This is a genomic window from Streptomyces sp. NBC_00029, assembly GCF_045160505.1.
In the GTDB taxonomy this organism is placed as follows: domain Bacteria; phylum Actinomycetota; class Actinomycetes; order Streptomycetales; family Streptomycetaceae; genus Streptomyces.
Map to the genome: position 1 here is coordinate 564,984 of NZ_CP108292.1, position 23,497 is coordinate 588,480.

The 23,497-nt window shown below is 72.9% G+C and carries 21 protein-coding genes; 15 read left to right on the plus strand and 6 right to left on the minus strand.

Annotated elements, in window-relative coordinates; all coding sequences use genetic code 11:
- The first annotated feature begins 20 nt into the window (after positions 1 to 20).
- From OG753_RS02770 to OG753_RS02805, 8 genes are all read left to right on the plus strand, one after another.
- The gene (locus OG753_RS02770; RefSeq protein ID WP_405786947.1) at positions 21 to 7,175 is read left to right on the plus strand and encodes an amino acid adenylation domain-containing protein; all 7,155 of its coding nucleotides are present in this window, start codon (positions 21 to 23) and stop codon (positions 7,173 to 7,175) included.
- 164 nt (positions 7,176 to 7,339) lie between these two features.
- Positions 7,340 to 8,173, plus strand: a complete 834-nt coding sequence (locus OG753_RS02775) for a 2,3-dihydro-2,3-dihydroxybenzoate dehydrogenase (protein ID WP_327260476.1) — start codon at positions 7,340 to 7,342, stop codon at positions 8,171 to 8,173.
- A gap of 207 nt (positions 8,174 to 8,380) precedes the next feature.
- On the plus strand, positions 8,381 to 9,586 hold the full coding sequence (dhbC, locus tag OG753_RS02780) for an isochorismate synthase DhbC (protein WP_405786949.1): 1,206 nt from the start codon (positions 8,381 to 8,383) through the stop codon (positions 9,584 to 9,586).
- Entirely contained in the window at positions 9,583 to 11,286 is a 1,704-nt protein-coding gene (locus OG753_RS02785; protein WP_405786950.1) for a (2,3-dihydroxybenzoyl)adenylate synthase, read from the plus strand. Before dhbC ends, OG753_RS02785 begins: the two co-directional genes overlap by 4 nt.
- A gap of 12 nt (positions 11,287 to 11,298) precedes the next feature.
- Positions 11,299 to 11,931 (plus strand): isochorismatase family protein, encoded by a 633-nt coding sequence (locus OG753_RS02790; RefSeq protein WP_327260479.1) that lies wholly within the window; start codon positions 11,299 to 11,301, stop codon positions 11,929 to 11,931.
- Positions 11,932 to 11,984: 53 nt separating this feature from the next.
- Positions 11,985 to 12,305 carry a hypothetical protein gene (locus OG753_RS02795; protein WP_405792983.1) on the plus strand — a complete coding sequence of 107 codons (321 nt, stop codon included), beginning with the start codon at positions 11,985 to 11,987 and terminating at the stop codon, positions 12,303 to 12,305.
- Entirely contained in the window at positions 12,242 to 12,451 is a 210-nt protein-coding gene (locus tag OG753_RS02800; RefSeq protein WP_405786951.1) for a 4'-phosphopantetheinyl transferase superfamily protein, read from the plus strand. The genes OG753_RS02795 and OG753_RS02800 overlap by 64 nt, the downstream gene beginning before the upstream one ends.
- Before the next feature lie 53 nt (positions 12,452 to 12,504).
- The gene (locus OG753_RS02805) at positions 12,505 to 12,984 is read left to right on the plus strand and encodes a DoxX family protein (protein ID WP_405786953.1); all 480 of its coding nucleotides are present in this window, start codon (positions 12,505 to 12,507) and stop codon (positions 12,982 to 12,984) included.
- A gap of 47 nt (positions 12,985 to 13,031) precedes the next feature.
- Here OG753_RS02805 and OG753_RS02810 read toward each other — a convergent pair whose 3' ends face one another.
- Positions 13,032 to 13,376 carry a MerR family transcriptional regulator gene (locus tag OG753_RS02810; RefSeq protein ID WP_327260482.1) on the minus strand — a complete coding sequence of 115 codons (345 nt, stop codon included), beginning with the start codon at positions 13,374 to 13,376 and terminating at the stop codon, positions 13,032 to 13,034.
- A gap of 103 nt (positions 13,377 to 13,479) precedes the next feature.
- On the opposite strand from OG753_RS02810, the gene OG753_RS02815 reads away from it, so the two are divergent.
- A complete protein-coding gene (locus OG753_RS02815; RefSeq protein ID WP_405786954.1) occupies positions 13,480 to 14,073 on the plus strand; it encodes a flavodoxin family protein in 594 nt (197 codons plus the stop codon).
- Positions 14,074 to 14,078: 5 nt separating this feature from the next.
- Here OG753_RS02815 and OG753_RS02820 read toward each other — a convergent pair whose 3' ends face one another.
- Positions 14,079 to 14,615, minus strand: coding sequence for a MarR family transcriptional regulator (locus OG753_RS02820; protein ID WP_327260484.1), 537 nt, complete (start codon positions 14,613 to 14,615; stop codon positions 14,079 to 14,081).
- Between the two features lie 19 nt (positions 14,616 to 14,634).
- On the opposite strand from OG753_RS02820, the gene OG753_RS02825 reads away from it, so the two are divergent.
- Positions 14,635 to 15,570 carry an EamA family transporter gene (locus tag OG753_RS02825; RefSeq protein WP_405786955.1) on the plus strand — a complete coding sequence of 312 codons (936 nt, stop codon included), beginning with the start codon at positions 14,635 to 14,637 and terminating at the stop codon, positions 15,568 to 15,570.
- On the opposite strand, the gene OG753_RS02830 is transcribed toward OG753_RS02825, so the two are convergent.
- Both OG753_RS02830 and OG753_RS02835 read right to left on the minus strand, forming a co-directional pair.
- Positions 15,551 to 15,916, minus strand: a complete 366-nt coding sequence (locus tag OG753_RS02830) for a darcynin family protein (protein ID WP_327260486.1) — start codon at positions 15,914 to 15,916, stop codon at positions 15,551 to 15,553. The two genes, OG753_RS02825 and OG753_RS02830, sit on opposite strands and share 20 nt — an antisense overlap.
- Positions 15,906 to 16,820: an NAD(P)H-binding protein gene (locus tag OG753_RS02835; RefSeq protein WP_405786956.1), complete on the minus strand. Its 915-nt coding sequence runs from the start codon at positions 16,818 to 16,820 to the stop codon at positions 15,906 to 15,908. The genes OG753_RS02830 and OG753_RS02835 overlap by 11 nt, the downstream gene beginning before the upstream one ends.
- A gap of 112 nt (positions 16,821 to 16,932) precedes the next feature.
- Here OG753_RS02835 and OG753_RS02840 point away from each other — a divergent pair, with 112 nt between their 5' ends.
- The gene (locus OG753_RS02840) at positions 16,933 to 17,880 is read left to right on the plus strand and encodes a LysR family transcriptional regulator (RefSeq protein WP_405786957.1); all 948 of its coding nucleotides are present in this window, start codon (positions 16,933 to 16,935) and stop codon (positions 17,878 to 17,880) included.
- A gap of 99 nt (positions 17,881 to 17,979) precedes the next feature.
- Here the strand turns inward: OG753_RS02840 and OG753_RS02845 are convergent, their stop codons facing one another.
- Complete coding sequence (locus tag OG753_RS02845; protein WP_405786958.1) at positions 17,980 to 18,756, minus strand: AraC family transcriptional regulator; 777 nt, start codon at positions 18,754 to 18,756, stop codon at positions 17,980 to 17,982.
- A gap of 138 nt (positions 18,757 to 18,894) precedes the next feature.
- Between OG753_RS02845 and OG753_RS02850 the strand changes: the two genes are divergently transcribed.
- The 4 genes from OG753_RS02850 to OG753_RS02865 all read left to right on the plus strand — a co-directional run bounded on the left by OG753_RS02850 (position 18,895) and on the right by OG753_RS02865 (position 23,057).
- Positions 18,895 to 19,947 (plus strand): FecCD family ABC transporter permease, encoded by a 1,053-nt coding sequence (locus tag OG753_RS02850; RefSeq protein WP_405786959.1) that lies wholly within the window; start codon positions 18,895 to 18,897, stop codon positions 19,945 to 19,947.
- A gap of 131 nt (positions 19,948 to 20,078) precedes the next feature.
- Positions 20,079 to 21,170: a FecCD family ABC transporter permease gene (locus tag OG753_RS02855; RefSeq protein ID WP_405786960.1), complete on the plus strand. Its 1,092-nt coding sequence runs from the start codon at positions 20,079 to 20,081 to the stop codon at positions 21,168 to 21,170.
- Positions 21,167 to 21,994 (plus strand): ABC transporter ATP-binding protein, encoded by an 828-nt coding sequence (locus OG753_RS02860; RefSeq protein WP_327260492.1) that lies wholly within the window; start codon positions 21,167 to 21,169, stop codon positions 21,992 to 21,994. Before OG753_RS02855 ends, OG753_RS02860 begins: the two co-directional genes overlap by 4 nt.
- A gap of 13 nt (positions 21,995 to 22,007) precedes the next feature.
- The gene (locus OG753_RS02865) at positions 22,008 to 23,057 is read left to right on the plus strand and encodes an ABC transporter substrate-binding protein (protein ID WP_405786961.1); all 1,050 of its coding nucleotides are present in this window, start codon (positions 22,008 to 22,010) and stop codon (positions 23,055 to 23,057) included.
- A 93-nt stretch (positions 23,058 to 23,150) separates the two neighbouring features.
- Here the strand turns inward: OG753_RS02865 and OG753_RS02870 are convergent, their stop codons facing one another.
- Positions 23,151 to 23,471, minus strand: a complete 321-nt coding sequence (locus OG753_RS02870; RefSeq protein ID WP_405786963.1) for a hypothetical protein — start codon at positions 23,469 to 23,471, stop codon at positions 23,151 to 23,153.
- Positions 23,472 to 23,497 lie beyond the last annotated feature (26 nt).

Here is a 23,497-nt window from a genome sequence, read left to right on the forward strand (position 1 = left end):
CGCAGGCTCGAATAGAGGACATGCTTCCGCTGTCCCCCTTGCAGCAGGGCATGCTGTTCCATTCCGTCTACGACGCGAGCGCGCCGGACGTGTACACGGTGCAGGTCTCCGTGTCGCTGGCCGGCCCCGTGGACGCGGACCGGCTGGAGCGGGCGGGCGCCGCCCTGCTGCGCCGCCACCCCAACCTGCGGGCCGGCTTCTGGCACGAGGGGGTGCCCCAGCCGGTGCAGTTCGTGCCGGCCGAGGTGACCTTCTCGCTCGGCCGGGCGGACCTGTCGGCCGACCCCTCGCAGGCCGCGGTGCGCCGGGCGGAACGCGCCGAGCTGGACCGCCGGTTCGAGCTGCACCGGCCGCCGCTGCTGCGGCTGCTGCTGGTGCGCCGGGGCCAAGGCGACCACCTGCTCGTGGTCACCGTGCACCACATCCTGGTCGACGGCTGGTCGATGCCACTGCTGGTCGGGGACCTGCTCGCGCTGTACGAGAGCGACGGCGACGCCTCTGCGCAGCAGCCCGTACGCCCCTACCGCGACTACCTCAAGTGGCTGAAGGCGCAGGACGTCCCGGCCGCCGAGGGCGCCTGGCGGACCGCGCTGGCCGGGCTGGACGAGGCCGTGCTCGTGGCCCCGGCCGACCCGTCCCGTACGGCGGTGCGGCCCGGTGTGCACCGCGTGGAGCTGTCGGGGGCGGCCACCGCCCGGCTGACGGCGGCGGCGCGCTCGCTGGGCACCACGCCCAGTACGGTGATCCAGGCGGTCTGGGGCCTGCTGCTCGGCAGTCTGACGGGCCGCCGGGACGTGGTCTTCGGGCTGACGGTCGCGGGCCGGCCCGAGGAGCTCCCGGGCGTCGAGTCGATGGTCGGACTGTTCATCACCACCGTCCCGGTGCGGCTCACGGCGCGGCCGTGGGAAAGCGTCGCGGACCTGCTCAGACGGTTCCGGGACGAGCAGAACGCCCTGCTCGCCCACCACCACCTGGGCCTGCGCCTGATCCAGAAGCAGGCGGGCGGCGGCGAGCTCTTCGACACCCTCGTCGTCATCGAGAACTACCCGGTGGACCCGTCGACCCGCGCGCCGCTGGCAGACGGGGTGCGGGTGACGGGGGTCGAGGCCCGGGACGGCACGCACTACCCGCTCACCCTCTCGGTGTCCCTGGACGAGCGGGTCGAGCTGGCCCTGGAGTACCGGCCGGACCTCTTCGACGCCCGGACCGTCGCCCGCGTGGCCGAGCGGTTCACCACGCTGCTGGACCAGGTCGCGGGCGACCCCGGCAGGGCGGCCGGGACGCTGGAGCCGCTGACCGCGACCGACCGCGCGGAGCTGCGTACCGCGGAAGCGGGCACCGCGCGCGATGTGGCCGACGGTACGGTCGCCGACCGGTTCGCCGAGCAGGCCGCCGCCACCCCGGACTCCTGCGCCGTGGTCTCGGGCCCCGACCGGCTGACCTTCGCCGAACTGAACGACCGGGCGGACCGGCTGGCCTCGCTGCTCGCCGCGCGCGGCGCCGGACCCGAGTCCGTCGTGGCGCTGGCCGTGCCGCGCTCGGCCGCGTCGGTGGTGGCCATCCTGGCCGTCCTGAAGTCGGGCGCTGCCTACCTGCCGCTGGACCTGGACTACCCCGCCGACCGGATCGCTCTGATGCTGGACGACGCGGCGCCGGTGTGTGTGCTGACCACGGAGGCGGCGCTCGCGCTGCTGCCCGCCGAGACCGTGGGCGGACCCACCCGGATCGTCCTGGACTCAGCGGAGGCGACCGCGGAACTCGCCTCGCACGGCGCCGGTTTCCGTCCGCCGCGCACGGAGTCCGGCCACCCGGCCTACGTGATCTACACCTCCGGTTCCACCGGCCGCCCCAAGGGGGTCGTGCTGACCCACGGCGGTCTGGCGAACCTGTACGCCAACCACGTCGCGGACGTCTTCGCCCCGGCCGTGGCGGCTGCGGGCGGGCGGCCGCTGCGCGCCCTGCACACCGCCTCCTTCAGCTTCGACACCTCGTGGGAGCAGCTGTTCTGGATGGTCTCGGGGCACGAGCTGCACGTCCTGGACGAGATCGGACGCCGCGACGCCGAGTTCACCGTCGGCTACGTCCGCGAACACCGGATCGACGCCATGGACGTGACCCCCACCTACGCGGGAGCCCTCCTGGAGTGGGGGCTGCTGAGCGGCTCGCACCACCGGCCCGGGCTGCTGCTGCTGGGCGGCGAGGCCGTTCCCGAGTCGCTGTGGAGCGAGGTCCGCTCGGCGCCCGGGGTCATGTCGGTGAACCTGTACGGGCCCACCGAGTACACGGTGGACGCGCTCGGCGCCGACCTTGCCGACTCGGCCACCCCGATCGTGGGACGGCCCATCGGGAACACGGCCGCCCGCGTACTGGATTCCGCGCTGCGGCCCGCGCCGGCCGGCACCCCCGGTGAGCTGTACCTTGCGGGCCACGGTCTGGCCCGCGGGTACCTGGGCCGGTCCGCGCTGACCGCCGAGCGGTTCGTCGCCGACCCGTACGGTCCGCCGGGCTCGCGGATGTACCGTACGGGCGACCTCGTACGGCTGCGCTCCGACGGGCAGCTGGAGTTCCTGGGGCGGGCCGACGACCAGGTGAAGATCCGCGGCTACCGGATCGAGCTCGGCGAGGTGGAGTCGGCCCTGACCGCGCTGCCCGGTGTCGGTTCCGCTGCCGTGGTGGTCCGCGAGGACACGCCCGGGGTCAAGCGGCTGGTCGCCTACGTGACCGGCCCGGTCGCGGGGGCGGCGCTCCGGGAGGCGCTGGCCGGCGTACTGCCCGACTACATGGTCCCGGCGGCCGTGGTGGCCTTGGATTCCCTCCCGACGAACGTCAGCGGCAAGCTGGACCGGGCGGCGCTGCCCGCGCCCGAGCTGGGCACGGCGGCGCGCTCGCGCCCGCCCCGCGACGCCCGCGAGGAGGCGCTGTGCGCCGTCTTCGCGCAGGTGCTGGGGCTGGCCTCGGCCGGGATCGACGACGACTTCTTCGTACTGGGCGGGGACAGCATCGTCTCCATCCAGCTGGTGACCCGGGCCCGGAAGGCGGGCCTGGTCCTCACACCGCGCGATGTCTTCGAGCAGCGGACGGTCGAGCGGATGGCCGCCGCGGCCCGCAACGCCGGGGATCAGGGGGGCGGTTACCCGGCGTCGGCCGGTCCACTCGTCACCCTCGACGCCGGGCAGGAGGCCGCGCTGGCCGCGGTGTTCCCGCACGTGGCGGAGGTCCTGCCGCTGGCACCGCTGCAGGAGGGCCTGTACTTCCACGCCGTCTACGACGACCGGGCGCTCGACGTCTATCTGATGCAGAACTTCGTCGAGCTGCTGCACGCCGTCGACGGGCCCGCCCTGCGCGCCGCCTTCGACACCCTGCTGCGGCGCCACCCCAATCTGCGGTCCGGTTTCCGGCACGAGGGTCTGGACGGCCCGGTGCAGGTGGTGCCGGGCGAGTGGGAGCTGCCCTGGCGGGAGATCGACCTCAGCCATCTCGACCGGGCGGCACAGGACGAGGCGCTGCGGGAGTTCTCCCTGGCCGACGCGGCGACGCGGTTCGACCTCGCGGCCCCGCCTCTGCTGCGCGTGGCCCTGATCCGCTTCTCGGCGGAGCGCTGGATGCTGTGCGTGACGCAGCACCACATCCTGACCGACGGCTGGTCGGAGTCGCTGTTCTTCGAGGAGCTGTTCGCCCTGTACGGGCACGGCGGCTCCGAGGACGTGCTGCCGCCCGTCACCCCCTACCGGGACTACCTGCGCTGGCTGTCGGCCGTGGACCGGGACGCGGCCGAGCAGGCCTGGCGCACCCACCTGTCCGGGCTGGACCAGGCCACGCTCGTGGCCCGCGCCGATCCGAACCGGCAGCCGGTGACCGCCGAGGTGGTGGACCTGTCCCTGGACGTGGACACCAGCGACCGGCTGCGTGCCTTCGCGCGCGGCTGCGGGGTGACCCTCAACACCGTGCTCAGCACGGCGTGGGCGATGGCGCTGGCCGGCATGACGGGCCGCGACGACGTGGTCTTCGGTGCCACCGTCTCCGGCCGTCCGGCGGATCTCGCCGGGGTCGACCAGATGATCGGCATGTTCATGAACACGCTGCCGTTCCGGGTCGCGCTGCGCCCCGACGAGCCGCTGCGCGAGCTGATGGTGCGGGTGCAGGGCGAGCACGCGGCCCTGCTGCCGCACCACTACGTGGGGCTCGGACCGATCCAGCAACTGACGGGGCTCGGGCAGCTCTTCGACACCCTGTACGTCTTCCGCAACACCCCGCTGAACGACGCGGCCCGCGAGGAGGCGGTGGCGGCCCACGCCATCGGCTGGACGCACAGCGTCGACGGCACCCACTATCCGCTGACCCTCGCGGTCACCCCCGGTCCGGCCCTGGAACTGAGCCTCGGCTACCGGCCCGACCTGTACGACGAGGCCACCGCCCGGCACCTGGCGGGCCGGCTCGCGCTGCTCGTGGAGCAGCTCGCCGACGGCGGGGCGGTCCCGGTGGGCCGGCTGGTCACCCTGGAGACCGCGGAGCGGGCCGGACTGCTCGCGACCGGCGACGACACGGGCCACGAGGTCCCGGACACCACGGTGATCGACCTGTTCGCCGAGCAGGCCGCCCGTACCCCCGGGGAGACGGCCCTGGTCTTCGAGGGCCGTCGGCTGAGCTATGCGGAGCTCGACGCACGCGCCAACCGGCTGGCGCGCGCCCTGGTGGCGCGGGGTGCGGGGCCGGAGGTCGTGGTGGCCCTGGGCCTGCCCCGGTCGGCGGACTTCGTGGTCGCGCTGTTCGCCGTACTGAAAACCGGCGCGGCCTATCTCCCGCTGGACCTCGACCACCCCGTGGACCGGCTCGGCGCGATGGTGGAGGACGCCTCGCCGCTGTGCCTGATCACGACGGCCCCGGTGACGGACCGGGTGCCGGTGGTGGAGGGCGTACCGGCGCTGTTGCTGGACGACCCGGCGGTGGTGGCCGAGCTGGCGGCGCTGCCGGAGGGACCCCTGGCGGAGTCGGAGCTGGCGGGCGTCCGGGACGGCCGGCACCCCGCCTACATCATCTACACCTCCGGCTCCACCGGACGGCCCAAGGGCGTCGTGGTCCCCTACTCGGGTCTGACCAACATGCTCCTCAACCACCGCGAGCGGATCTTCGCTCCGGCGGTGGCGCTGGCGGGCGGGCGCCGGATGAAGGTGGCGCACACCGTGTCCTTCGCCTTCGACATGTCGTGGGAGGAGTTCTTCTGGCTGGTCGACGGGCACGAGGTGCACGTCATCGGCGAGCAGCTGCGCCTGGACCCGGCGGCCCTGACCGCGCACTACGACCGTGTGGGCATCGACGTGGTCAACGTGACCCCCTCGTACGGCCTGCAGTTGGTCGAGGCGGGTCTGCTGGACGCGGACCGGCACCGGCCGACGCTGTTCCTGCTGGGCGGCGAGGCGGTGCCGGACGGCCTGTGGGAGCTGCTGAAGCGTACCGAGGGCACCATGGGCTACAACCTGTACGGCCCGACCGAGTACACGATCAACGCGCTGGGCGCCGACGTGGACGACAGCGCCGCCTCCTGCGTCGGGCGGCCCATCTTCAACACCCGGGCCTATGTACTGGACAGCGCGCTGCGGCCGGTGCCGGTGGGCGTGGCCGGTGAGCTGTACCTCGCGGGAGCGGGGCTGGCCCGCGGGTACTTCGGGCGGCCGGAGCTGACCGCGGAGCGGTTCGTCGCGGATCCGTTCGGCGAGCCCGGCACGCTGATGTACCGGACGGGCGACCTGGTGCGGTGGCGCGGGGACGCGCAGATCGACTACCTCGGGCGCGCCGACGACCAGGTCAAGATCCGCGGGTTCCGCATCGAGCTCGGCGAGATCGAGTCGGCGGTGGCGGCGGAGCCCGGCATCGCGGCGGCGGCCGTGGTGGTCCACACGGGGCCGACCGGTGTGAAGCGGCTGGTCGCCTACACGGTGGCGTCGGCCGCGGAGGCCCCCGAACCGGCGGCCCTGCGGGCCCGGCTGTCGGCCGCACTGCCGGAATACATGGTTCCGTCGGCCTTCGTGGAGCTGTCGGCGCTGCCTCTGACGGTGAACGGCAAGGTGGACCGGGCGGCGCTGCCCGCCCCCGACTTCGGGGACGCGGGCGGCGGCCGGGCGCCGAAGGACGCCCGCGAGGAACTGCTCTGCGCGATCTTCGCGGACGTGCTGGGCCTCGAGCGGGTCGGGGCCGAGGACAACTTCTTCGAGCTCGGCGGCCATTCGCTGCTGGCCATGCGGCTGGTCGGCCGGATCCGCGCGGAGTTGGGCACCCCGGTCCAGGTCGGCGCCGTGATGGCCGCGCCGACGGTGGCGGACCTGGCGGCTCGGATCGGGTCGGACGCCCGCCGGGACGCGCTGCGGGTGCTGATGCCGCTGCGGGAAAGGGGAACGGCCGCGCCGCTGTTCTGCTTCCACCCGGCGTCCGGCTTCGCCTGGCAGTACACCGGCCTGCTGCGGTACCTGGACGCGGACCGGCCGGTGTACGGGCTCCAGTCGCCCGGGCTCGCCGGCGCGCAGCCCGAGGTGGCCGATGTCGCCGCTCTGGCGGAGCTCTACCTCGATGAGATCCGTACCGTCCAGCCCGAGGGTCCCTACCACTTCCTCGGCTATTCCTTCGGCGGGACCGTGGCACAGACACTGGCCGCGCTGCTCCAGGAGCGCGGCGAGGAAGTCGCCTTCCTGGGGCTGCTCGACGCGTACCCGCCGGAGACCGAGGACTGGTCGCACATCGACGCGCCGGACTGGCGCGAGCGCCTGGAGCGCGAGGAGAGCGGTTTCCTGCTCTCGGTGGCCGGACTGAACCCGCCGGAGGGCGATGCTCCGGTGGACCGGGCGGAGGCGGTCGACGCGATCCGCGACAGCCAGGGCCTGCTGGCCGGCTTCGACGAGGCGCTGCTGGGGGCGATCGTCGACACGAACGTGCACTGCGTACGGCTGCTGTCGCGCAGCCGCACCCTCCGCTACCGGGGTGACGTGCTGTTCTTCACGGCGGCCCGGTCCACTCCGGCGGACGAGGCGCCGGGACTGGTCTGGCCCGCGTACCTGGGGGGCCGGCTCGAGGAGCACGTCCTGGACTGCGCGCACGACGACCTGATGTCCCCTGGCGTCCTGGCGGAGATCGGTCCGGTGCTGGCCCGTGCGCTGGCCGCGCCCGAGCCGGGCGCCCGGGACTGACCCCCGGGACTGACCCCCGGGACTGACCCCCGGGTGCGGGTGGGGGCGCTCCGTCGCGCCCCCACCCGCAGCGGCGCCGAGGCCCTCGTCACAACCCACGCGCCGCGTAGTGCCGTTCAGCATTTAATTAGGTTAGGCTTACCTAAGATTTGAGGAGGGGCGGCATGTCCGACCACCGTGTGCCCGGCGTCCCCGGGACCAGCGGCTTCACCGGGAAAGTCGCGCTCGTCACCGGCGCGGGCCAGGGCATCGGCGAGGCCGTCGTCCGGACGCTGTTCCGCCTCGGCGCGTCCGTGGCCGCGACGGACGTCTCGGCGAAGGCCGTCACCGCGCTGGCGGCGGAGCTCGGATCGCAGACCGGCCGGGTTCCGGCCGCGGGCGTAGGCGCGGTCCGCGCCTACGGGCTCGATGTCACCGACCCGGCTGCCGTCGGGCGGACCGTCGCACTGATCGGACGGGAACTCGGCCCGGTCGACATCCTGGTGAACGTGGCCGGGATCCTGCGCGCCGCGCCGGTCGCGGAACTGACCGACGAGGACTGGGCGGCCACCTTCGCCGTCAACGTCCAGGGCGTCTTCTTCACTTCCCGCGCCGTCGTTCCCGCCATGGCGGAACGCGGCTCCGGCAGCGTGATCACCGTCGCCTCGAACGCGGCCGGAATCCCGCGCACCGGCATGTCCGCGTACGCGGCTTCGAAGGCTGCGGCCGTCATGTTCACCAAGTGTCTGGGCCTGGAGTACGCCCGGAGCGGAGTGCGCTGCAACATCGTCGCCCCCGGGTCCACGGACACCCCCATGCAGTGGGGGCTCTGGAAGGACCCGCAGGCGTCCGCCCGGGTGCTGGACGGGGATCTCGCCAGCTACCGGACGGGGATCCCGCTGGGCCGGATCGCCGACCCGCAGGACATCGCGGACGCCGTCGTGTTCCTCGCGTCGGACCAGGCCCGCCACATCACCATGCAGGACCTCTACGTGGACGGCGGAGCCACGCTGCGCTGACCCCGCGGCAGCACGGCCCGCGCCCTCCCCCGCGCCATGCGCGCCACGTGCGCACGACGCGCAATCCCCGCGCCCTCTGCATCACATGCGCCTCGCGTACCACCCGCGCCATGCGCACCACCCGGACCTCCGCAGCCGGCGACCGCCCGGCCGCACCCACCTGCCCGCACCTGCCCGCACCTGCCCCCACCCTGAAGAGGAGTCACCGTGCCGACGGTCCACCAAGTCGCCACGCCCCCCGCACCGGCCGATCCGGTGCACCCCTCCGTCGGCGCCGCCACCACGCTGCTCGACGCCTATCGCAGCGGATCGCGGTTCCTCGCGACACCCACCCGGACCCTGCTGGCCGAGGGCGTGCGCCAGGAGGTCGCGCACTCCGCCGAGCCCCTGCCGCACCGCGTCGCCCGGGCCCTGGCCGAGGCCCGGCGGGCCGGGCACCCCTGTCCCACGGTGATCGGCGCGATCCCCTTCGCCCCGGACGCCCGCGCGGCGCTCGTCGTTCCGGAGTTCCTGCGCAGCGGCCCGCCGCTCGCCTCGGACCCGCTCATCGCCCTTCCCGCGGACGGTCCCGAAGCCACCGGCTGGGCCATCGCGTCCGTCCCCGAGCCCGACGTCTACGCCAAGGGCGTGGCAACAGCCGTGGACCGGATGTGGCAGGGCGAGTTCAGCAAGGTCGTACTGGCCCGCACCCTCGAACTCGCCTCCGACAGACCCCTGGACATACCCGCCATGGTCCAGCGTCTCGCCCGCCGGGACCCCTCCGGCTACACCTTCGCGCTCCCCACCGGCCCCGGCCGCAACCTGCTCGGTGCCAGCCCGGAACTGCTGGTGTCCCGCCGCGGCGACCGGCTCATCTCCAACCCGCTGGCCGGGTCGACCCCGCGCAGCGCGGACCTCGCCGAGGACGTCCGCCGGGCCGCCGCCCTGCTCCAGTCCGCCAAGGACCTCCACGAGCACGCCGTGGTCGTCGACGCGGTCCACCAGGCGATGGCCCCGTACTGCAGCTCCCTCGACGTCCCGGAGCGGCCCACTCTGCTCCGTACGGCCACCATGTGGCACCTGTCCACCACCGTGACCGGAATGCTCGCACGACCCGACGTCTCCGCACTGGAGATCGCCTCCAGCCTGCACCCCACGCCCGCCGTCTGCGGCAGCCCGACCGACGTGGCCCGCCGGGTGATCGAGGAGACCGAGCCCTTCGACCGCGGCTTCTTCACCGGCATGATCGGCTGGGAGGACGGCAGCGGTGACGGCGAGTGGGTCGTCACCATCCGCTGCGCCGAGGCCGAGGAGAACCGGCTGCGCCTGTACGCGGGGGCGGGCATCGTCTCCGCGTCCGAGCCCGACGCCGAGACCGCGGAGACCGCAGCGAAGTTCCGTACCTTCCTGCAGGCGGTCGGAGCCGAGCTGTGAGCGACCCCCTGGAGCCTCTCACCCCCGCGGCCGGCCCCGCCTGGCAGCCCTGGCCCGCCGAGTTCGCCGAGCGCTACCGGGCGGCCGGCTGGTGGCGGGGCGAGACCTTCGGGTCCGTGCTGCGGGAGCGGGCCGCGGCCCACCCCGACCGGATCGCCCTCGTGGACCCGGCCGGCGGCCCGGACGGGGTCCGGCGCACGTGGAGCTACGGCGAACTCGACGCGCGGGCCGACCGGATGGCCGCGGGCCTCATGGCGCGCGGCATCGCCCCCGGCGACAAGGTCGTCGTACAACTGCCGAACACCGCCGAGTTCTTCGAGGTCGTCTTCGCGCTCTTCCGGATCGGCGCCCTGCCCGTCTTCGCCCTCCCGGCGCACCGCCGCACCGAGATCTCCTACTTCTGCTCCTTCACCGGAGCGGCGGCCTACGTCGTTCCCGCCGTGCACGGCGGCTACGACTACCGCGAGCTCGCCGCCGCGGTCCGAGCCGAAGTCCCGGGCCTGCGCCAGGTGTTCGTCGCCGACGCCGACCCGGGCGACTTCACGTCGCTGGCCGAGGTCCCCCTCGACGCACCCGCCGGAGGCCTCGGCGACGGGCCCGCCCCGCACGACCTCGCCTTCCTCCAGCTCTCCGGCGGCAGCACGGGCGTCCCCAAGCTGATCCCCCGCACCCACGACGACTACATCTACTCGCTGTGGGGCTCGAACGAGATCTGCGGCGTGGACGCGGACTCGGTGTACCTGGTGGCCCTGCCCGCCGCCCACAACTTCCCGCTGTCCTCGCCCGGTTCGCTGGGCGCCCTGTACGCGGGGGGCCGGGTGGTGCTGTGCCCGCAGCCGGTGCCCGACGTCGCCTTCCCGCTGATCGAGTCCGAGGGCGTGACGATCACCGGCCTGGTGCCTCCGCTGGCCCTGCTGTGGACGGAGGCCGCCGCGCGCACCGATCTGGACCTGAGCAGCCTGGACGTCCTGCTGGTCGGCGGCGCCAAGTTCAGCGAGGAGGCGGCCCGCCGGGTGCGGCCGGGACTGGGATGCACGCTCCAGCAGGTGTTCGGGATGGCGGAGGGGCTGGTGAACTACACCCGCCTCGACGACCCCGAGGAGACCGTGGTCACCACCCAGGGCCGGCCGATCTCCCCGGACGACGAGATCCGGATTGTCGACGACGAGGACCGCGAGGTGCTCCCCGGCGAGTCCGGCCATCTGCTGACCCGCGGCCCGTACACGATCCGCGGGTACTGGAACGCGCCCGAGCACAACGCCCGTTCGTTCACCCCGGACGGCTTCTACCGGACCGGTGACATCGTCCGGATGACACCGACCGGGCACCTGGTGGTCGAGGGGCGCGCCAAGGACCAGATCAACCGGGGCGGGGAGAAGATCGCCGCGGAGGAGGTGGAGAACCACATCCTGGCCCATCCGGCCGTCCACGACGCCAATGTCGTCGGCGAACCGGATGCCTATCTCGGCGAGCGCACCTGCGCCTACGTGATCCTGCGCGAGGGCGCCGAGGCGCTGCGGCCCGCCGCCGTGAAGAAGTTCGTGCGGGAACGCGGCCTCGCCGCGTACAAGGTGCCGGACCGGGTGGAATTCGTCTCCGCCTTCCCCAAGACCGGCGTGGGCAAGGTCTCCAAACGGGACCTGCGCACCGCCGCCCCCGAGGCCCCGGCCCTCGTCCCCGTACCGCCCCATCAGCACTGAACGGATGAACCCATGGCCCTGCCCGCCATCGCCCCCTACCCGCTGCCGACCGCCGAGGAGCTGCCGGCCAACCGCGTCGACTGGACGGTGGACCCGGACCGCGCGGTCCTGCTCGTCCACGACCTGCAGAACTACTTCCTGTCGGCCTTCGACACGGACGCACAGCCCGTCACCGGCATGCTCCAGCAGGTCGCGCGACTGAAGAAGGAGGCGGGCCGGGCCGGGGTGCCCGTGTTCTACACCGCCCAGCCCGGCGGCCAGAGTCCGCTCGAGCGCGGGCTCCAGCAGGACTTCTGGGGGCCCGGCCTGCCCGCCGACCCGATGGCCGGCGCGATCCCCGACGCCGTGGCCCCGGGCCCCGGAGACACGGTGCTCACCAAGTGGAAGTACAGCGCCTTCGTACGGACCGACCTCGCGGAGCAGCTGCACGCGATGGGCCGGGACCAGCTGGTCATCACCGGCGTGTACGCGCACATCGGCGTGCTGATGACGGCCTGCGACGCCTGGATGCAGGACATCCGGGCCTTCGTGGTCGCGGACGCCGTCGCCGACTTCTCCGAGCGCGAGCACCGGACGGCGCTGGAGTGGGCGGCGGGCCGCTGCGCCGTGGTCACCACGGCCGACCGGGTCTGCGCGCAGCTGTGAGACCGGCCTCGCTCCGGGCACGGCCGCGGCCGGCAGCCGCGCACGTGCCGCCCGTGTACCCCGTGCCCGTGCCGGTGGCCCTGCCCGGACAGACCCGTGTCTGGACGGCCTCGGTGGCGGAGAACGCCGCGGCCGCCACCGCGCGGCGGGGCGAGCTCGACCGGGCCGAGTCGCTGCGGGCGGACGGCTTCCGCCGGTTCGCGGACGTGGACCGCTTCCTGGTCGCGCACGTCTGCCTGCGCGACATCCTGGGCACGGTCCTCGGGACTCCGCCGGCCCGGCTCATCATCGACCGGGAGCCGTGCGTGGCGTGCGGCGGTCCGCCCGGCCGGCCGCCTTCGCCCGCTGCTGGACGCGCAAGGAGGCCGTGCTGAAGTCCACCGGGCAGGGGCTGTCGCACGGCGCGCGGCTGCCCTACGTGGGCACGGCCGCGGAGCCGGCGCGTACGTCCGCACACCAGGTGTACGACCTGCCCGTGCCCCCCGGCAGGGTCGCCGCCCTGGCCCTCTGGACCGCCTGAGGTCCTCCCCCGCTCACCCCCCACGTCCCCGTATTCGAACGAAGGATCTCCCCATGACGGAACGTCTGAACAACGCCCAGCCCTATGCCCTGGGTCTCTTCCGGATCGTCACCGGTCTCTTGTTCGCCTGTCACGGCGCCGCTTCCCTCTTCGGCGTCCTCGGTGGCGCGCACGGCGGCGGCACGGTCCCCGTCGGGGCCTGGCCGGGCTGGTACGCGGCGGTGATCCAGCTCGTCGGCGGCGCCCTGGTGATGGTCGGCGCCGGGACCCGCGGCGCGGCCTTCATCGCCTCCGGCTCGATGGCGTACGCCTACTTCACGGCCCACCAGGCCGAGGCGCTCTTCCCGATCCAGAACCACGGCGAGTCCTCCGCGATGTACTGCTGGGCCTTCCTGCTGCTCGCCTTCACCGGCCCGGGCGCCTTCGCCCTGGACCGGCTCCTGCCCGCCCGCGGGAGCCGGGCGGCGCAGCCGCAGACCGCGAGCAAGACCGGGAGCGAGAGCGAGCAGCGGCCTCGGGCCGCCACTGTCTGACCCCTGACCGGTGACCTGAGCCCCGCCCCCGCATCCCGGGGCGGGGCTCAGGCCTGTTCCAGATAGCAGGCCAGGGTGTCGCGGCTGTGCCGCAGGCCCTCGATGCGCGCGTCCATGGCCGCCAGTTCACCGTCGAGGACGGTCCGGATCTCCTCGCACCAGGCGAACCGCACCCCCTCGCCGCGGACGCACGGCAGGACGGAACGGATCACCTCGGTGGACAGGCCCGCCGCCAGCAGGGCGCGGACCTTGCGCACGGCGGCCACGGAATCCGCGGTGTAGTCGCGGTACCCGTTCGGGCCGCGCTCCGCGTCGAGCAGCCCCTGGGCCTCGTAGTAGCGCAGCAGCCGGGAGCTGACTCCCGTGCGGCGGGACAGTTCACCGATGAGCATGTGCCGTACCTCTGCGTCCGGTTGACCTTCACACTGATGTCAACCTCTAACGTCACCGCTGAGCGCGGGCATTCCGCCGACTCGAAAGCGCACCTCTGGAGTGATGTTCATGACCGACCGCTCGTTCCTCTTCGTCCTCGGCAGCTCCCGGTCCGGCGGCAACACCGAGATCCTCGCGCGGGCGGCCGCCGAGCAGTTGCCCGCCGGGGTTCGACAGAGGTGGATCGATCTGGAGGCGCTGTCGCTGCCGGACTTCCGGGACGGACGGCACGAGGCCGAGGGCTGGACGGCAGGGGAGAGCGAGGAGATCCTGCGCCGGGCCACGCTGGAGGCGACCGACCTGGTCATCGCCTCGCCCCTGTACTGGTACTCCCTCTCCGCGCACACGAAGCGGTACCTCGACTACTGGTCGGGCTGGCTGACGGTGCCCGGCTCGGACTTCAAGCAGCGGATGGCGGGCCGGACCCTGTGGGGGGTGACGGCCATGGCGGACCACGACGAGACCCGTGCCGCCGGGCTTGTGACCAGCCTTCATCACACCGCGGCCTACATGCGGATGCGGTTCGGCGGTGTACTGCTCGGCAACGGCTCACGGCCGGGCCAGGTCCGCGACGACGAGCGGGCGAGGATCCGCGCCAAGACCTTCTTCGAGCAGGACGCCCCTCTCGCCCGCTTCCCGCACGAGGAAACGGCCTGAGACGGTCATTCCTCCAGGCGGGAGAGCCAGCCGGTGAGCAGCGTTTCGAGCGCCGCGGCCTCCTCGGGCGTCACGAGGTCCAGGAGGCGGCGTTCGTTGCGCATGTGGTCGGTGAACGCCCGGTCGACGAGGTCGCGTCCAGCTGTGGTGAGGGCGACGATCCGGCCGCGCTGATCGTCGTCGGAGCGTCGGCGGGTGACGAGCCCGGCCCGTTCCAGGCGGTCGATCCGCTTCGTCATGGCACCCGTGGTGACCATGGTGTGCGCGGCGAGCTCGCCCGGTGCCCGCTCGAAGGGCTCGCCCGCGCGGCGCAGTGCGCACAGGGCGTCGAACTCCCCTTCCCCGAGTCCGTAACGGTCGTAGACGAGGCGCAGTTCCGCGCCGAGCCGGTCGGCGAGGCGGTGCAGCCGGCCGATCACGCCCTGCGGGGTGACGTCGAGGTCAGGCCTTTCGCGACGCCATTCGGCCTGGATCCGGGCCACCCGGTCCCGGGGCGGGTCCTGCGGTGGGTCGTGCTCGGCGGACGAGACAGTTGCTTCCATGGAAGCTATATTACCTTCCATGGAAGCAAATGCGCGCTGGGTGGCGCTCACCGCAGTGGCGCCGGTGGCCTGGGGGGCCAACTACTTCGTCACCCATGAGTTCCTGCCGGCCGGACACCCGCTGTACGGGGCCGCCCTGCGGGCGCTGCCGGCCGGCCTGGTCCTGCTGGCGTTCTGCCGTCAGCGGCCGCGCGGCGCATGGTGGGGCCGGTCCGCCGTGCTCGGGCTGCTCAACGTCAGCGTGTTCTTCGTCCTCGTCTTCGCCGCCTCCCAGCTGCTCCCGACGAGCGTGGCCTCCACCGTCATGGCGGTCTCCCCCTTGGTCATGATGCTCGCCGCCCGGTTCCTGGTGTCCGAGCGGCCCGGCGCCGCCCACCTGGGAGGCGCCGTGATCGGGCTGGGCGGGGTGTGTCTCATGCTGCTCGGGGGCACCGGCGGGATCAGCGTGCCGGGCGTCCTGGCCTCGGCCGCGGCGGTGCTCGTGTCGTCGTTCGGCCACATCCTGGCCAAGCGGTGGAACACCGGCGCCGCGGGTGCCGGTGTGCTCGCCTCGACCGCCTGGCAGCTCACCGCCGGGGGCCTGCTCCTGCTGCCGGTCGCCGTCGCCGTGGAGGGCGCCCCGCCGGCGGTGTCCCCGTCGGCCTTCCTCGCGTTCTGTTACGTCGGCCTGGTCGCCACCGCACTGGCCTTCGCCGCCTGGTTCGCCGGCCTTGCCCGGCTGCCCGCCGGGACGGTCGGTCTGATAGGGCTGCTCAACCCGGTCACGGGGGTCCTGCTCGGGACGGCGGTCGCCGGCGAGGTACTGACGGGCCGGCAGCTGTGCGGACTGGCGCTGGTACTGGCCGGGGTCGCTCTGGGCCGCCCGCGGGGGCGCGCCGGAGTCCCCGGACCGATCGGGGCCCGGGGACATCCGGCGTCGCAGGCCGGGTGGGGTGTCAGGTCACGATGGCGGTGACGGGCTCGAGGCCGTAGGTGCGGGCGTAGCCGTTCTCGGTGCCGACCAGCAGGTCGACGACCGTGAAGTAGCGGTCCCAGAAGGGCGTTTCGCGCAGCACGTCGATGAGGAGCTGGTAGGCGTCGTGGTCGTCGGCCTCCCAGACCCAGACGTCGGTGACGCGCGTGGAGTAGAACTCCGTGTCGTAGAAGCGCGAACGGACGCCGGTCGTCCTGGCCTTGACCGCGGGGACGACCTCGGTGGCGAAGGCGTTCACGCGCTCCTGGGGGGTCATGGCGAGCCACTCGGGCATGGTCTTGATCAGCATGAACGCCGTGACCGGCGATGTGCTCCGCTCAGCGGGCATGACGGGTTCCTTCCGAGAGGACTGCGGGTGCCAGGGTCCGGGCGCACCACTGCCGGAAAGTGGTGGGGGACGCGGTGGCCGGGGTGCGGGTGACCCCGGCGTCGAGGCCCTCGTTCTTGGCCCTTTTCATGTCGACGACGCCTTGGGCGAACTCCTTGTCGAGGCGGTGGCCGAGGAGTTCGGTGTACAGCTCCTCCAGCGGCCGGCGTTCGTAGCGGACGGGGCGGCCGAGTTGTTCGGTCATGATGCGGGCCAGGTCGTCGGGGGAAAGGTCCTGGGGTCCGAGAACGGGGACGCTTTCGTTGCCCGACCATGTACGGCTGCGCAACAGGTCTGCGGCGACGGCCGCGATGTCGGCGACGGCGGCCCGGGGGGCCTTGAGGCCGGCGTCGACGGCGTCGGTGAAGACGCCCGTCTCCCGGATCGACCCGGCGTCCTCGAGGAGGTTCTCGAAGAAGGACGGGCAGGCCAGGGCGCGGTAGGCCACACCGGTGCCGGCGATGAGGTCGTCCATGGCGAGGGAGGCGGTGACGAGGCCGGCGCGGTGGGCGAGCGAGGTGCCGCGGCCGAGCGCGGAGACTCCGACGACGTGTCCGACGCCGTGGGCGACGAAGGCCTTGGCGGCGGGCCGGGTGAAGCCGCAGTAGGCATCCTCGGGAGGCAGGGACGCGTCCGGGGGCACGAGCCAGAACACTGCGTCGGCGCCCTCGCATGCGCGCCCGACGGCCTCGGCGTCGCCGTGCGAGCCGGTGATCACCTCGACGCGGTCGCGCACCGCGTCGGGCAGCCGGGCGGGGTCGCGTACGACCACGCGTAGGTGCTCGCCGTGGGCGGGGGCGGATTCCAGGAGCAGGGACAGCAGATGGCTGCCGATGTTCCCGGTGGGAGCGGTGATGACGATCATGGAAACCTCAGGGTCGTGACGGATCGGGACGACCCTCATCCTGTGGAGGACCGAGATGTTGCCACAATGGGAACTCCAGCAAGGAATCATTGCCTGAAATGGAATTACTCCCATGAGCAGCAGCGCAGGGCCCGTCATCGATGCCAATCTCGCCGTCGCGCTGGACGCTTTGCTGACCGAGCAGAGCGTCACTCGCGCCGCCGCCCGCTTGCACACGTCGCCCGCGGCCATGAGCCGCACCCTCGCCCGGCTGCGGCGCATCCTCCAGGACCCCCTGCTGGTCCGGGCCGGCCAGGCCATGGTCCCCACTCCCCGCGCCAGGGCCCTGCGCGAGGAAACGGCCGCGGTGGTACACCGGTTGGAGGTGCTGCTGGCCCCCGGCGCCGGCGTCGATCCCGCGCTCCTGCGCAGCACCTTCACCCTCCAGGCGGCCGACCTGGTGGGCGCGGCGCTGGCCCCGGGCATGGCGCGGCTGTCCCGGCAGGAGGCACCGGGGATTTCGTTGAGGTTCCGGTCCGAGGAACTGGAAGCCGGATCGGCACTGCGCGACGGCCGGATCGATCTGGAGGTCGGCGCCATCGACCACGTGGACCCCGAGACCCGGATCGAGGAGCTGGTCACCCTTCGGATGGCGGCGGCCGTCCGGCCCGGCCACCCGCTCACCGAAGGGGCCCTGACCCCCGACCGGCTCGCCGCCGCAGATCATGTGGCGGTGAGCCGCCGCGGCCGGTTCACCGGTCCCCTGGACGCCGCGCTGGCCGAACGGAACCTCCGCCGGCGCGTCGCTGTCGTACTGCCCAGCCACCTGGCCGCGATGAATCTCGCCGCTTCCAGCGACATCGTCTGCCTCGTCCCCACCGCACTCCCCGGCGATGCCCCCTCCCCCGTCACGGACACCGCCACCGCCCTGGGACTCCGCCTCCTCGACATCCCCGTGCCCCTGCCGCCACTGGCGATCGGCATGGCGTGGCACCCCCGCCACGCCGCGGACGGAGGCCACCACTGGCTCCGCAACGCCGTTCGCCGGACGCTTCGCGCACCCGGCGCAACGGCGGCCTGACGGTGGTGTGCGCAGGCCGACGGCGCACGCACGCAGGGAGCACCGGCCGGGTCGGCGGCGCGTCCGGCCGGCGGAGACCGGGCGCCGCCGGGCCCCCTCCTACGCCGACCTGTCCAGCGAGCTCCGCACGTACGCGCCCGGCGTCTGCCCGAAGTGGCGGCGGAAGGCCAGGATGTAGCCGTTGGTACTGACGAACCCCACCCGGGCGGCGACGGCGCTGACCAACTGGCCCTGTTCCAGCAGGCTCAGCGAGTGGTTGAGCCGGAGCCGGGTGCGCCACTCGGAGAAGGCCATCCCGGTCTCCGCACGGAAGGCCCGGCGCAGGCTGGTCGAGCTCGTGTAGAGGTTCTCCGCCCACTCCGTCGCGGTACGCGGGTCGCTCGGGGTCCGCGCCAGCTCCCGCGCCACGGCGCCGGCGGTGTGGCTCGTGGGCTGGGGCAGCGGCAGGCAGTTGCGGTGTCCGGCGGACAGGGCGGCGAACACCTCCGGGTCGTCGTCCTCGGCGCGGGTGCTGCGCATCCGGCCGAGGATCAGCCGGCGCTGGGCATCGGTGATGTTGATCGGGGTGACGTCCTCGTACGGCAGCTGGAACAGCTCCGCGTCGAAGGCCTCGACCGCGATGACGGAGTCCGCACCGAACCGTGCGCTGTGCGCAATGCCCGCCGGTATCCACAGCGCCACCGAGGCGGACAACTCGTAGTCCCGGCCGAGGGCGCTGACCACGATCCGGCCGATCGGTACGTGCAGGAACTGGTGGAACTCGTGGACGTGCAAAGGGTGTCCGCCCTCGGCGATGAAGTCGTCATCGGCCACGACCACGGCGTCCGCCCGGGTCTCCCCCTCGTCGCGCACGGTGCGCAGTTCGGCCTCGGCCACAACGTCCTCCCCCTGCCGCAGGGGCCGTGTTCCTGACCCCTGATTGTGAGCGGTTCGCCTCCGGCATTGGACCGGACCCCGCTTTGGTAAGGCTATCCTAACTTCGAGCTTGAGCAGGTGAGGAGTACCCGAAGACCCATGAAGCAATCGGCTTCGCCGGCCGCACCGACGATCCCCCCGACGCCCGCGAGGCCCCGTTTCTCGCGTGCCACGGTGGTCGTGGTGCTCGCCGGCCTGATGCTGGCCACCGTGACCGTCGCGAGCGTCGGCCTCGGCGCGCGTGACATATCGCCGCTGGAGATCCTGCGGATCGTGCTGCACCCCGGCGCGGAGGGCTACAACGGCGATGTCCTGTGGACCGAGCGGATACCCCGCACCCTGCTGGGCCTGACCGTCGGGGCCTCCCTGGGCGCCTCCGGGCTCATCATGCAGGCACTGACGATGAACCCGCTCGCGGAGCCGGGGGTCCTGGGCGTGGAGCAGGGCGCGGCGGTGTTCGTCGTGCTCGGGATCCTCTTCCTCGACGCTTCGAGCGTGCAGGGCTACTTCTGGATGGCGCTGACCGGCTCGGCCGTGACGGCCGTCCTCGTCTTCCTCATCGGCACCCGCACCAACGCGGGCAGCAGTACGATCGGCCTCGTCCTCGCGGGCGTCGCCGTCGCCGCGGTGATGTCCTCCCTGATCACCCTGCTCGTGGTGCGCGACGAGGCCGTCTACGCCCACCTGCGCTTCTGGTCGGTGGGCCAGCTCACCGGCCGCGGCCAATTCCTGTTCCAGGTACTCCCGTTCGCGCTCAGCGGCCTGGTGCTGGCGCTGCCGTTCGGGCGCACCCTGAACCTGCTGAGCCTCGGTGACGAGACCGCCCGCGGGCTCGGCATCCGGGTGGAGCGGGCCCGGCTGGCCAGTGCGGCCGTTGCGGTGCTGCTGTGCGCCGCGGCCACCGCGGCCGTGGGACCGGTCGCCTTCGTGGGGTTGATCGCCGCGCACGCCGCCCGGATGCTCGTCGGCGCGGACCACCGCTGGTCGCTCCCCCTGTCCATGGTGTGCGGGTCCGTCCTGCTCGTCGGCGCCGACACCGCGGGACGGCTGGTCATCGACCACGGCGAGATCCAGGTGTCGGTGATGACCGCCCTGGTCGGAACCCCCTTCTTCGTGTGGCTCGCGCGCCGCCGCGACCTGGTCCGGATGTGAGTGACATGCCACAGACCCACGAGCCGCAGACCGATGAACCGAGGCCTGATGAGCCGAAGCCCCGGCAGCCGAAGCCCCGTCAGGAGCCCCCTCGGCAGCCGCATCAACCGGGCACTCCCGGGGCCACGTTCGTGGACCCCTCCCGCGATACCACCCGCGACACCGCCCGTGACACCGCCGCCGCGCTCAGGACCGCCACCGTCGCCCGGCTGCGCGGCGCCCACCGGGCCGGGGTCCGCCGCGCCACCCTGGTGGCCTGCGCACTCGTCCTGATGCTGCTCGCCCTGCTCGTCACCTCGGTGCTCCTCGGCGGGGTCAAGCGGATCCCGGCGGGCGACATCCTGCCCGCCGCCTTCGGGATGCGCACCGGACTCGCCGACTACGTGATCTTCCGGATCCGGATGCCGCGCGCACTGGCCGCGCTGCTCGCCGGAGCGCTCTTCGGTCTCGCCGGCGCCCTGTACCAGCGGCTCCTGCGCAATCCGCTGGCCACCCCGGACATCGTCGGCATCGCGGCGGGCGCCGGAGCCGGCGCCACCACGATGCTGCTGTTCGCCCCGGCTGTCCCCTTCGGGGCCTCCCTGGCCGGTCTCGGCGGGGCGTTCGCCCTCGTGGCGATGGTGCTCGCGCTGAGCAGGCGCCGCGGGACCATGGACACGTACCGCCTGATCCTCGTGGGCATCGGCCTCAGCGGTGTGTGCACCGCCTACGTGAACTACCTGTTCACGGTGGCCGGGCAGCACGGGATCGCCCAGGTGATGCGCTGGCTGGTCGGCAGCGTCAACGACGCAACCTGGGAAGGGGTGTCCACGCTGGCGGGCGCGCTCGCCGTGTGCGGGCTCTGCGCCGCCCTGCTGGGCCGCTCCCTGGGGAGCATGGCGCTCGGCGACCAGCTCGCCCAGGGGCTCGGCACCCGGGTGGGCGGCGCCCGGATCGCGGCCCTGCTCGTCGGAGCCGCGGCCGCCGCGCTGGCAACCAGTGTCACGGGGCCGATCGGCTTCGTCTCGCTGATCAGCGGCCCCATCGCGGTCCGCCTGGTCGGCGCCGACCGGTCCATCGCCCTGGCCGTCCCGATCGGAGCCGTCATCGTCCTCGGGGCCGATGTCCTCGCCCAGCACGGCCCGCTGATCAGCCCGGTCCCGACGGGTGTCCTCACGGCGCTGCTCGGCGCCCCCTACTTCGTCTGGCTGATCCTCCGGCGCAGGCAAGGAGCCACCGCATGAGCGCACGAACCGTACTCGCCTCCCCCGATGCCGGCTTCCGGCTCGAAGCCCGCGGCATCAGCGCCGGGTACGAGCGCAAGCCGGTCATCCAGGAGCTGTCCCTCGGGATCGAACCCGGCAGGATCACCGCGCTGGTCGGCCCGAACGCCTGCGGCAAGTCGACGCTGTTGAAGTCGGTCGCGCGGCTGCTGCCGGTGGCGGCCGGCTCCGTCCTCCTGGAGGGGCAGGACATCCACGCCCTGCCCACCCGCGAGGTGGCCCAGCGCCTTGGCATCCTGCCGCAGTCGCCGATCGCCCCCGAATCCATCACCGTCGGCGACCTCGTCTGGCGCGGACGCCATCCGCACCGCCGCTTCGGACAGCGGCGCACCGCCGCCGACGACGAGGTCATCGCGGACGCCCTGACGGCGACCGGCACGGCCGAGCTGATCGACCGCCCCGTCGACCAGCTCTCCGGCGGCCAGCGCCAGCGGGTGTGGATCGCCCTCGCGCTCGCCCAGGACACGCCCACGCTGCTCCTGGACGAGCCCACCACCTACTTGGACATCGCCCACCAGATCGAGGTCATGGACCTCCTCGCCGACCTCAACGAGCAGGCCGGCAAGACGATCGTGCTGGTGTCCCACGACCTCAACCAGGCAGCCCTGTACGCCTCGACGATCGTGGCCATGCGCGACGGCCGGATCGTGCGCCGGGGCACTCCCGAAGAGGTCCTCACCGAGCAGACCGTGGCCGAAGTCTTCGGCCTGGAATGTCTCGTCGTCCCCCATCCCCGCTCAGGGCGGCCCCAGATCTTCCCCCTGGGCCGTCGTACCCTCGCATAGGAGAACCACCATCATGTCCGTCCTGAACAGAACGCGCCGCCGCCCGGTCCGCGCCCTCGCCGCCCTCACCGCGGCCGCCGCCTGCCTCGGCCTGCTCACCGCGTGCGGCGGGGACCCGGCCCCCGCCAAGGACAAGCCGGCCGCCGCCGGCGCCGGCGCGTCCGCGGGCTTCCCCGTCTCCCTCACCAACGCGTGGGGCAAGACCGAGGTGAAGAAGAAGCCCGTGAAGGTCGCGACGGTCTCCGACGGCGACACCGCCATCGCGCTGGCCCTCGGCATCGTCCCGGTGATCACCCCGGACGTCGAGGACGGCGGCAAGGTGCCCGAGTACAAGCAGCGCGCCATCGACAAGCTCGGCGCGGGCAAGCTGAAGACGTACGACGACACCGACGGCACCGCCTACGAGGCCATCGCGGCCGAGGCTCCCGACGTCATCCTGGGCATGAACACCTGGGAGATGGACGCCGACTACGCCAAGCTGCAGCCGATCGCCCCGGTGGTCACCTTCACCGACAAGGCGCACGCCGACACGATGACCTGGCAGGACCGCCTCAAGACGGCGGCGAAGGCCCTCGGTCTGAGCGCCAGGGCCGACGAGGTCATCGCCGCGAACGAGAAGGCCACGACGGACGCCGCCGCCGCGCACCCCGAGTTCAAGGGCAAGACGTACACCTACACGGTCGTCCACCCCGAGCAGATCAGCTTCATGTCCTACGCCGACCAGGACCCGGGCGTCTTCGAGAAGCTCGGCTTCACCAAGACCGACAAGGCGAAGAACTACGCGCCGAACAAGAACGCGGTGAGCCTGGAGAACCTCGACCAGCTCGACGCCGACGTCCTCCTCGTCACCTACCCCTTCGGTGACCGCGGTGTGATCAGCGCGACCGAGCTGGAGTCCAACAAGCTGTTCCAGTCGCTGAACGCGGTGAAGACCAAGCACTTCACGGTCATCCCCTCGGACAACTCGCTGTCCTCGGCCATCGCCTACCCGGACGCGCTGAGCGCCCCGTGGGTCGTCGAGCAGATCACCCCGCTGCTCGCGAAGGCCGTCGCCGGCCAGTAGGCCGCCGCACAAGCCGGGCACAAGCCCCGTGCACACAGCCGAGGCCCGTCTCCCGTGGGAGGCGGGCCCATGGCGTATCCGTGCCGGGGCTCTTCAGGCCTCCGTGCCCTCGACGGGGCACCCTCCGTAGAGGTACGGCTCGATCTCGTTGCCCTCGCGGTCATGAAGAGGGAAGCAGCTGCCGTTGGCCCACACCGTGAGCGAGTCGGGCCGGTGCTGGACCTCGAACGGTTCGTCCCCGAGCGTCGTCCCGGGCCAAGTGCCATACCCCGCAAGGGAGTGCGTGACGACGGCACAGAGCTCAGCGGGCATGATCCGATGGACATCGCCCCGGGGCTCGACCGCCAGATCCAGCGGCTCCTCGGCATCGTTGCGGACCATCAGTCGCGCCGCTCTCCCCACGAACTGCTCCATCACCCCTCCTCGGTGCCCACGTCTCA

Excerpts from the sequence above, each read along its gene's own strand:
- OG753_RS02770 (WP_405786947.1), top strand. The coding sequence starts at position 21 with ATGCTTCCGCTGTCCCCCTTGCAGCAGGGCATGCTGTTCCATTCCGTC.
- OG753_RS02775 (WP_327260476.1), top strand. The coding sequence starts at position 7,340 with ATGTCCGACCACCGTGTGCCCGGCGTCCCCGGGACCAGCGGCTTCACC.
- OG753_RS02790 (WP_327260479.1), top strand. The coding sequence starts at position 11,299 with ATGGCCCTGCCCGCCATCGCCCCCTACCCGCTGCCGACCGCCGAGGAG.
- OG753_RS02805 (WP_405786953.1), top strand. The coding sequence starts at position 12,505 with ATGACGGAACGTCTGAACAACGCCCAGCCCTATGCCCTGGGTCTCTTC.
- OG753_RS02810 (WP_327260482.1), bottom strand. The coding sequence starts at position 13,376 with ATGCTCATCGGTGAACTGTCCCGCCGCACGGGAGTCAGCTCCCGGCTG.
- OG753_RS02815 (WP_405786954.1), top strand. The coding sequence starts at position 13,480 with ATGTTCATGACCGACCGCTCGTTCCTCTTCGTCCTCGGCAGCTCCCGG.
- OG753_RS02820 (WP_327260484.1), bottom strand. The coding sequence starts at position 14,615 with ATGGAAGCAACTGTCTCGTCCGCCGAGCACGACCCACCGCAGGACCCG.
- OG753_RS02825 (WP_405786955.1), top strand. The coding sequence starts at position 14,635 with ATGGAAGCAAATGCGCGCTGGGTGGCGCTCACCGCAGTGGCGCCGGTG.
- OG753_RS02830 (WP_327260486.1), bottom strand. The coding sequence starts at position 15,916 with ATGCCCGCTGAGCGGAGCACATCGCCGGTCACGGCGTTCATGCTGATC.
- OG753_RS02835 (WP_405786956.1), bottom strand. The coding sequence starts at position 16,820 with ATGATCGTCATCACCGCTCCCACCGGGAACATCGGCAGCCATCTGCTG.
- OG753_RS02840 (WP_405786957.1), top strand. The coding sequence starts at position 16,933 with ATGAGCAGCAGCGCAGGGCCCGTCATCGATGCCAATCTCGCCGTCGCG.
- OG753_RS02850 (WP_405786959.1), top strand. The coding sequence starts at position 18,895 with ATGAAGCAATCGGCTTCGCCGGCCGCACCGACGATCCCCCCGACGCCC.
- OG753_RS02860 (WP_327260492.1), top strand. The coding sequence starts at position 21,167 with ATGAGCGCACGAACCGTACTCGCCTCCCCCGATGCCGGCTTCCGGCTC.
- OG753_RS02865 (WP_405786961.1), top strand. The coding sequence starts at position 22,008 with ATGTCCGTCCTGAACAGAACGCGCCGCCGCCCGGTCCGCGCCCTCGCC.
- OG753_RS02870 (WP_405786963.1), bottom strand. The coding sequence starts at position 23,471 with ATGGAGCAGTTCGTGGGGAGAGCGGCGCGACTGATGGTCCGCAACGAT.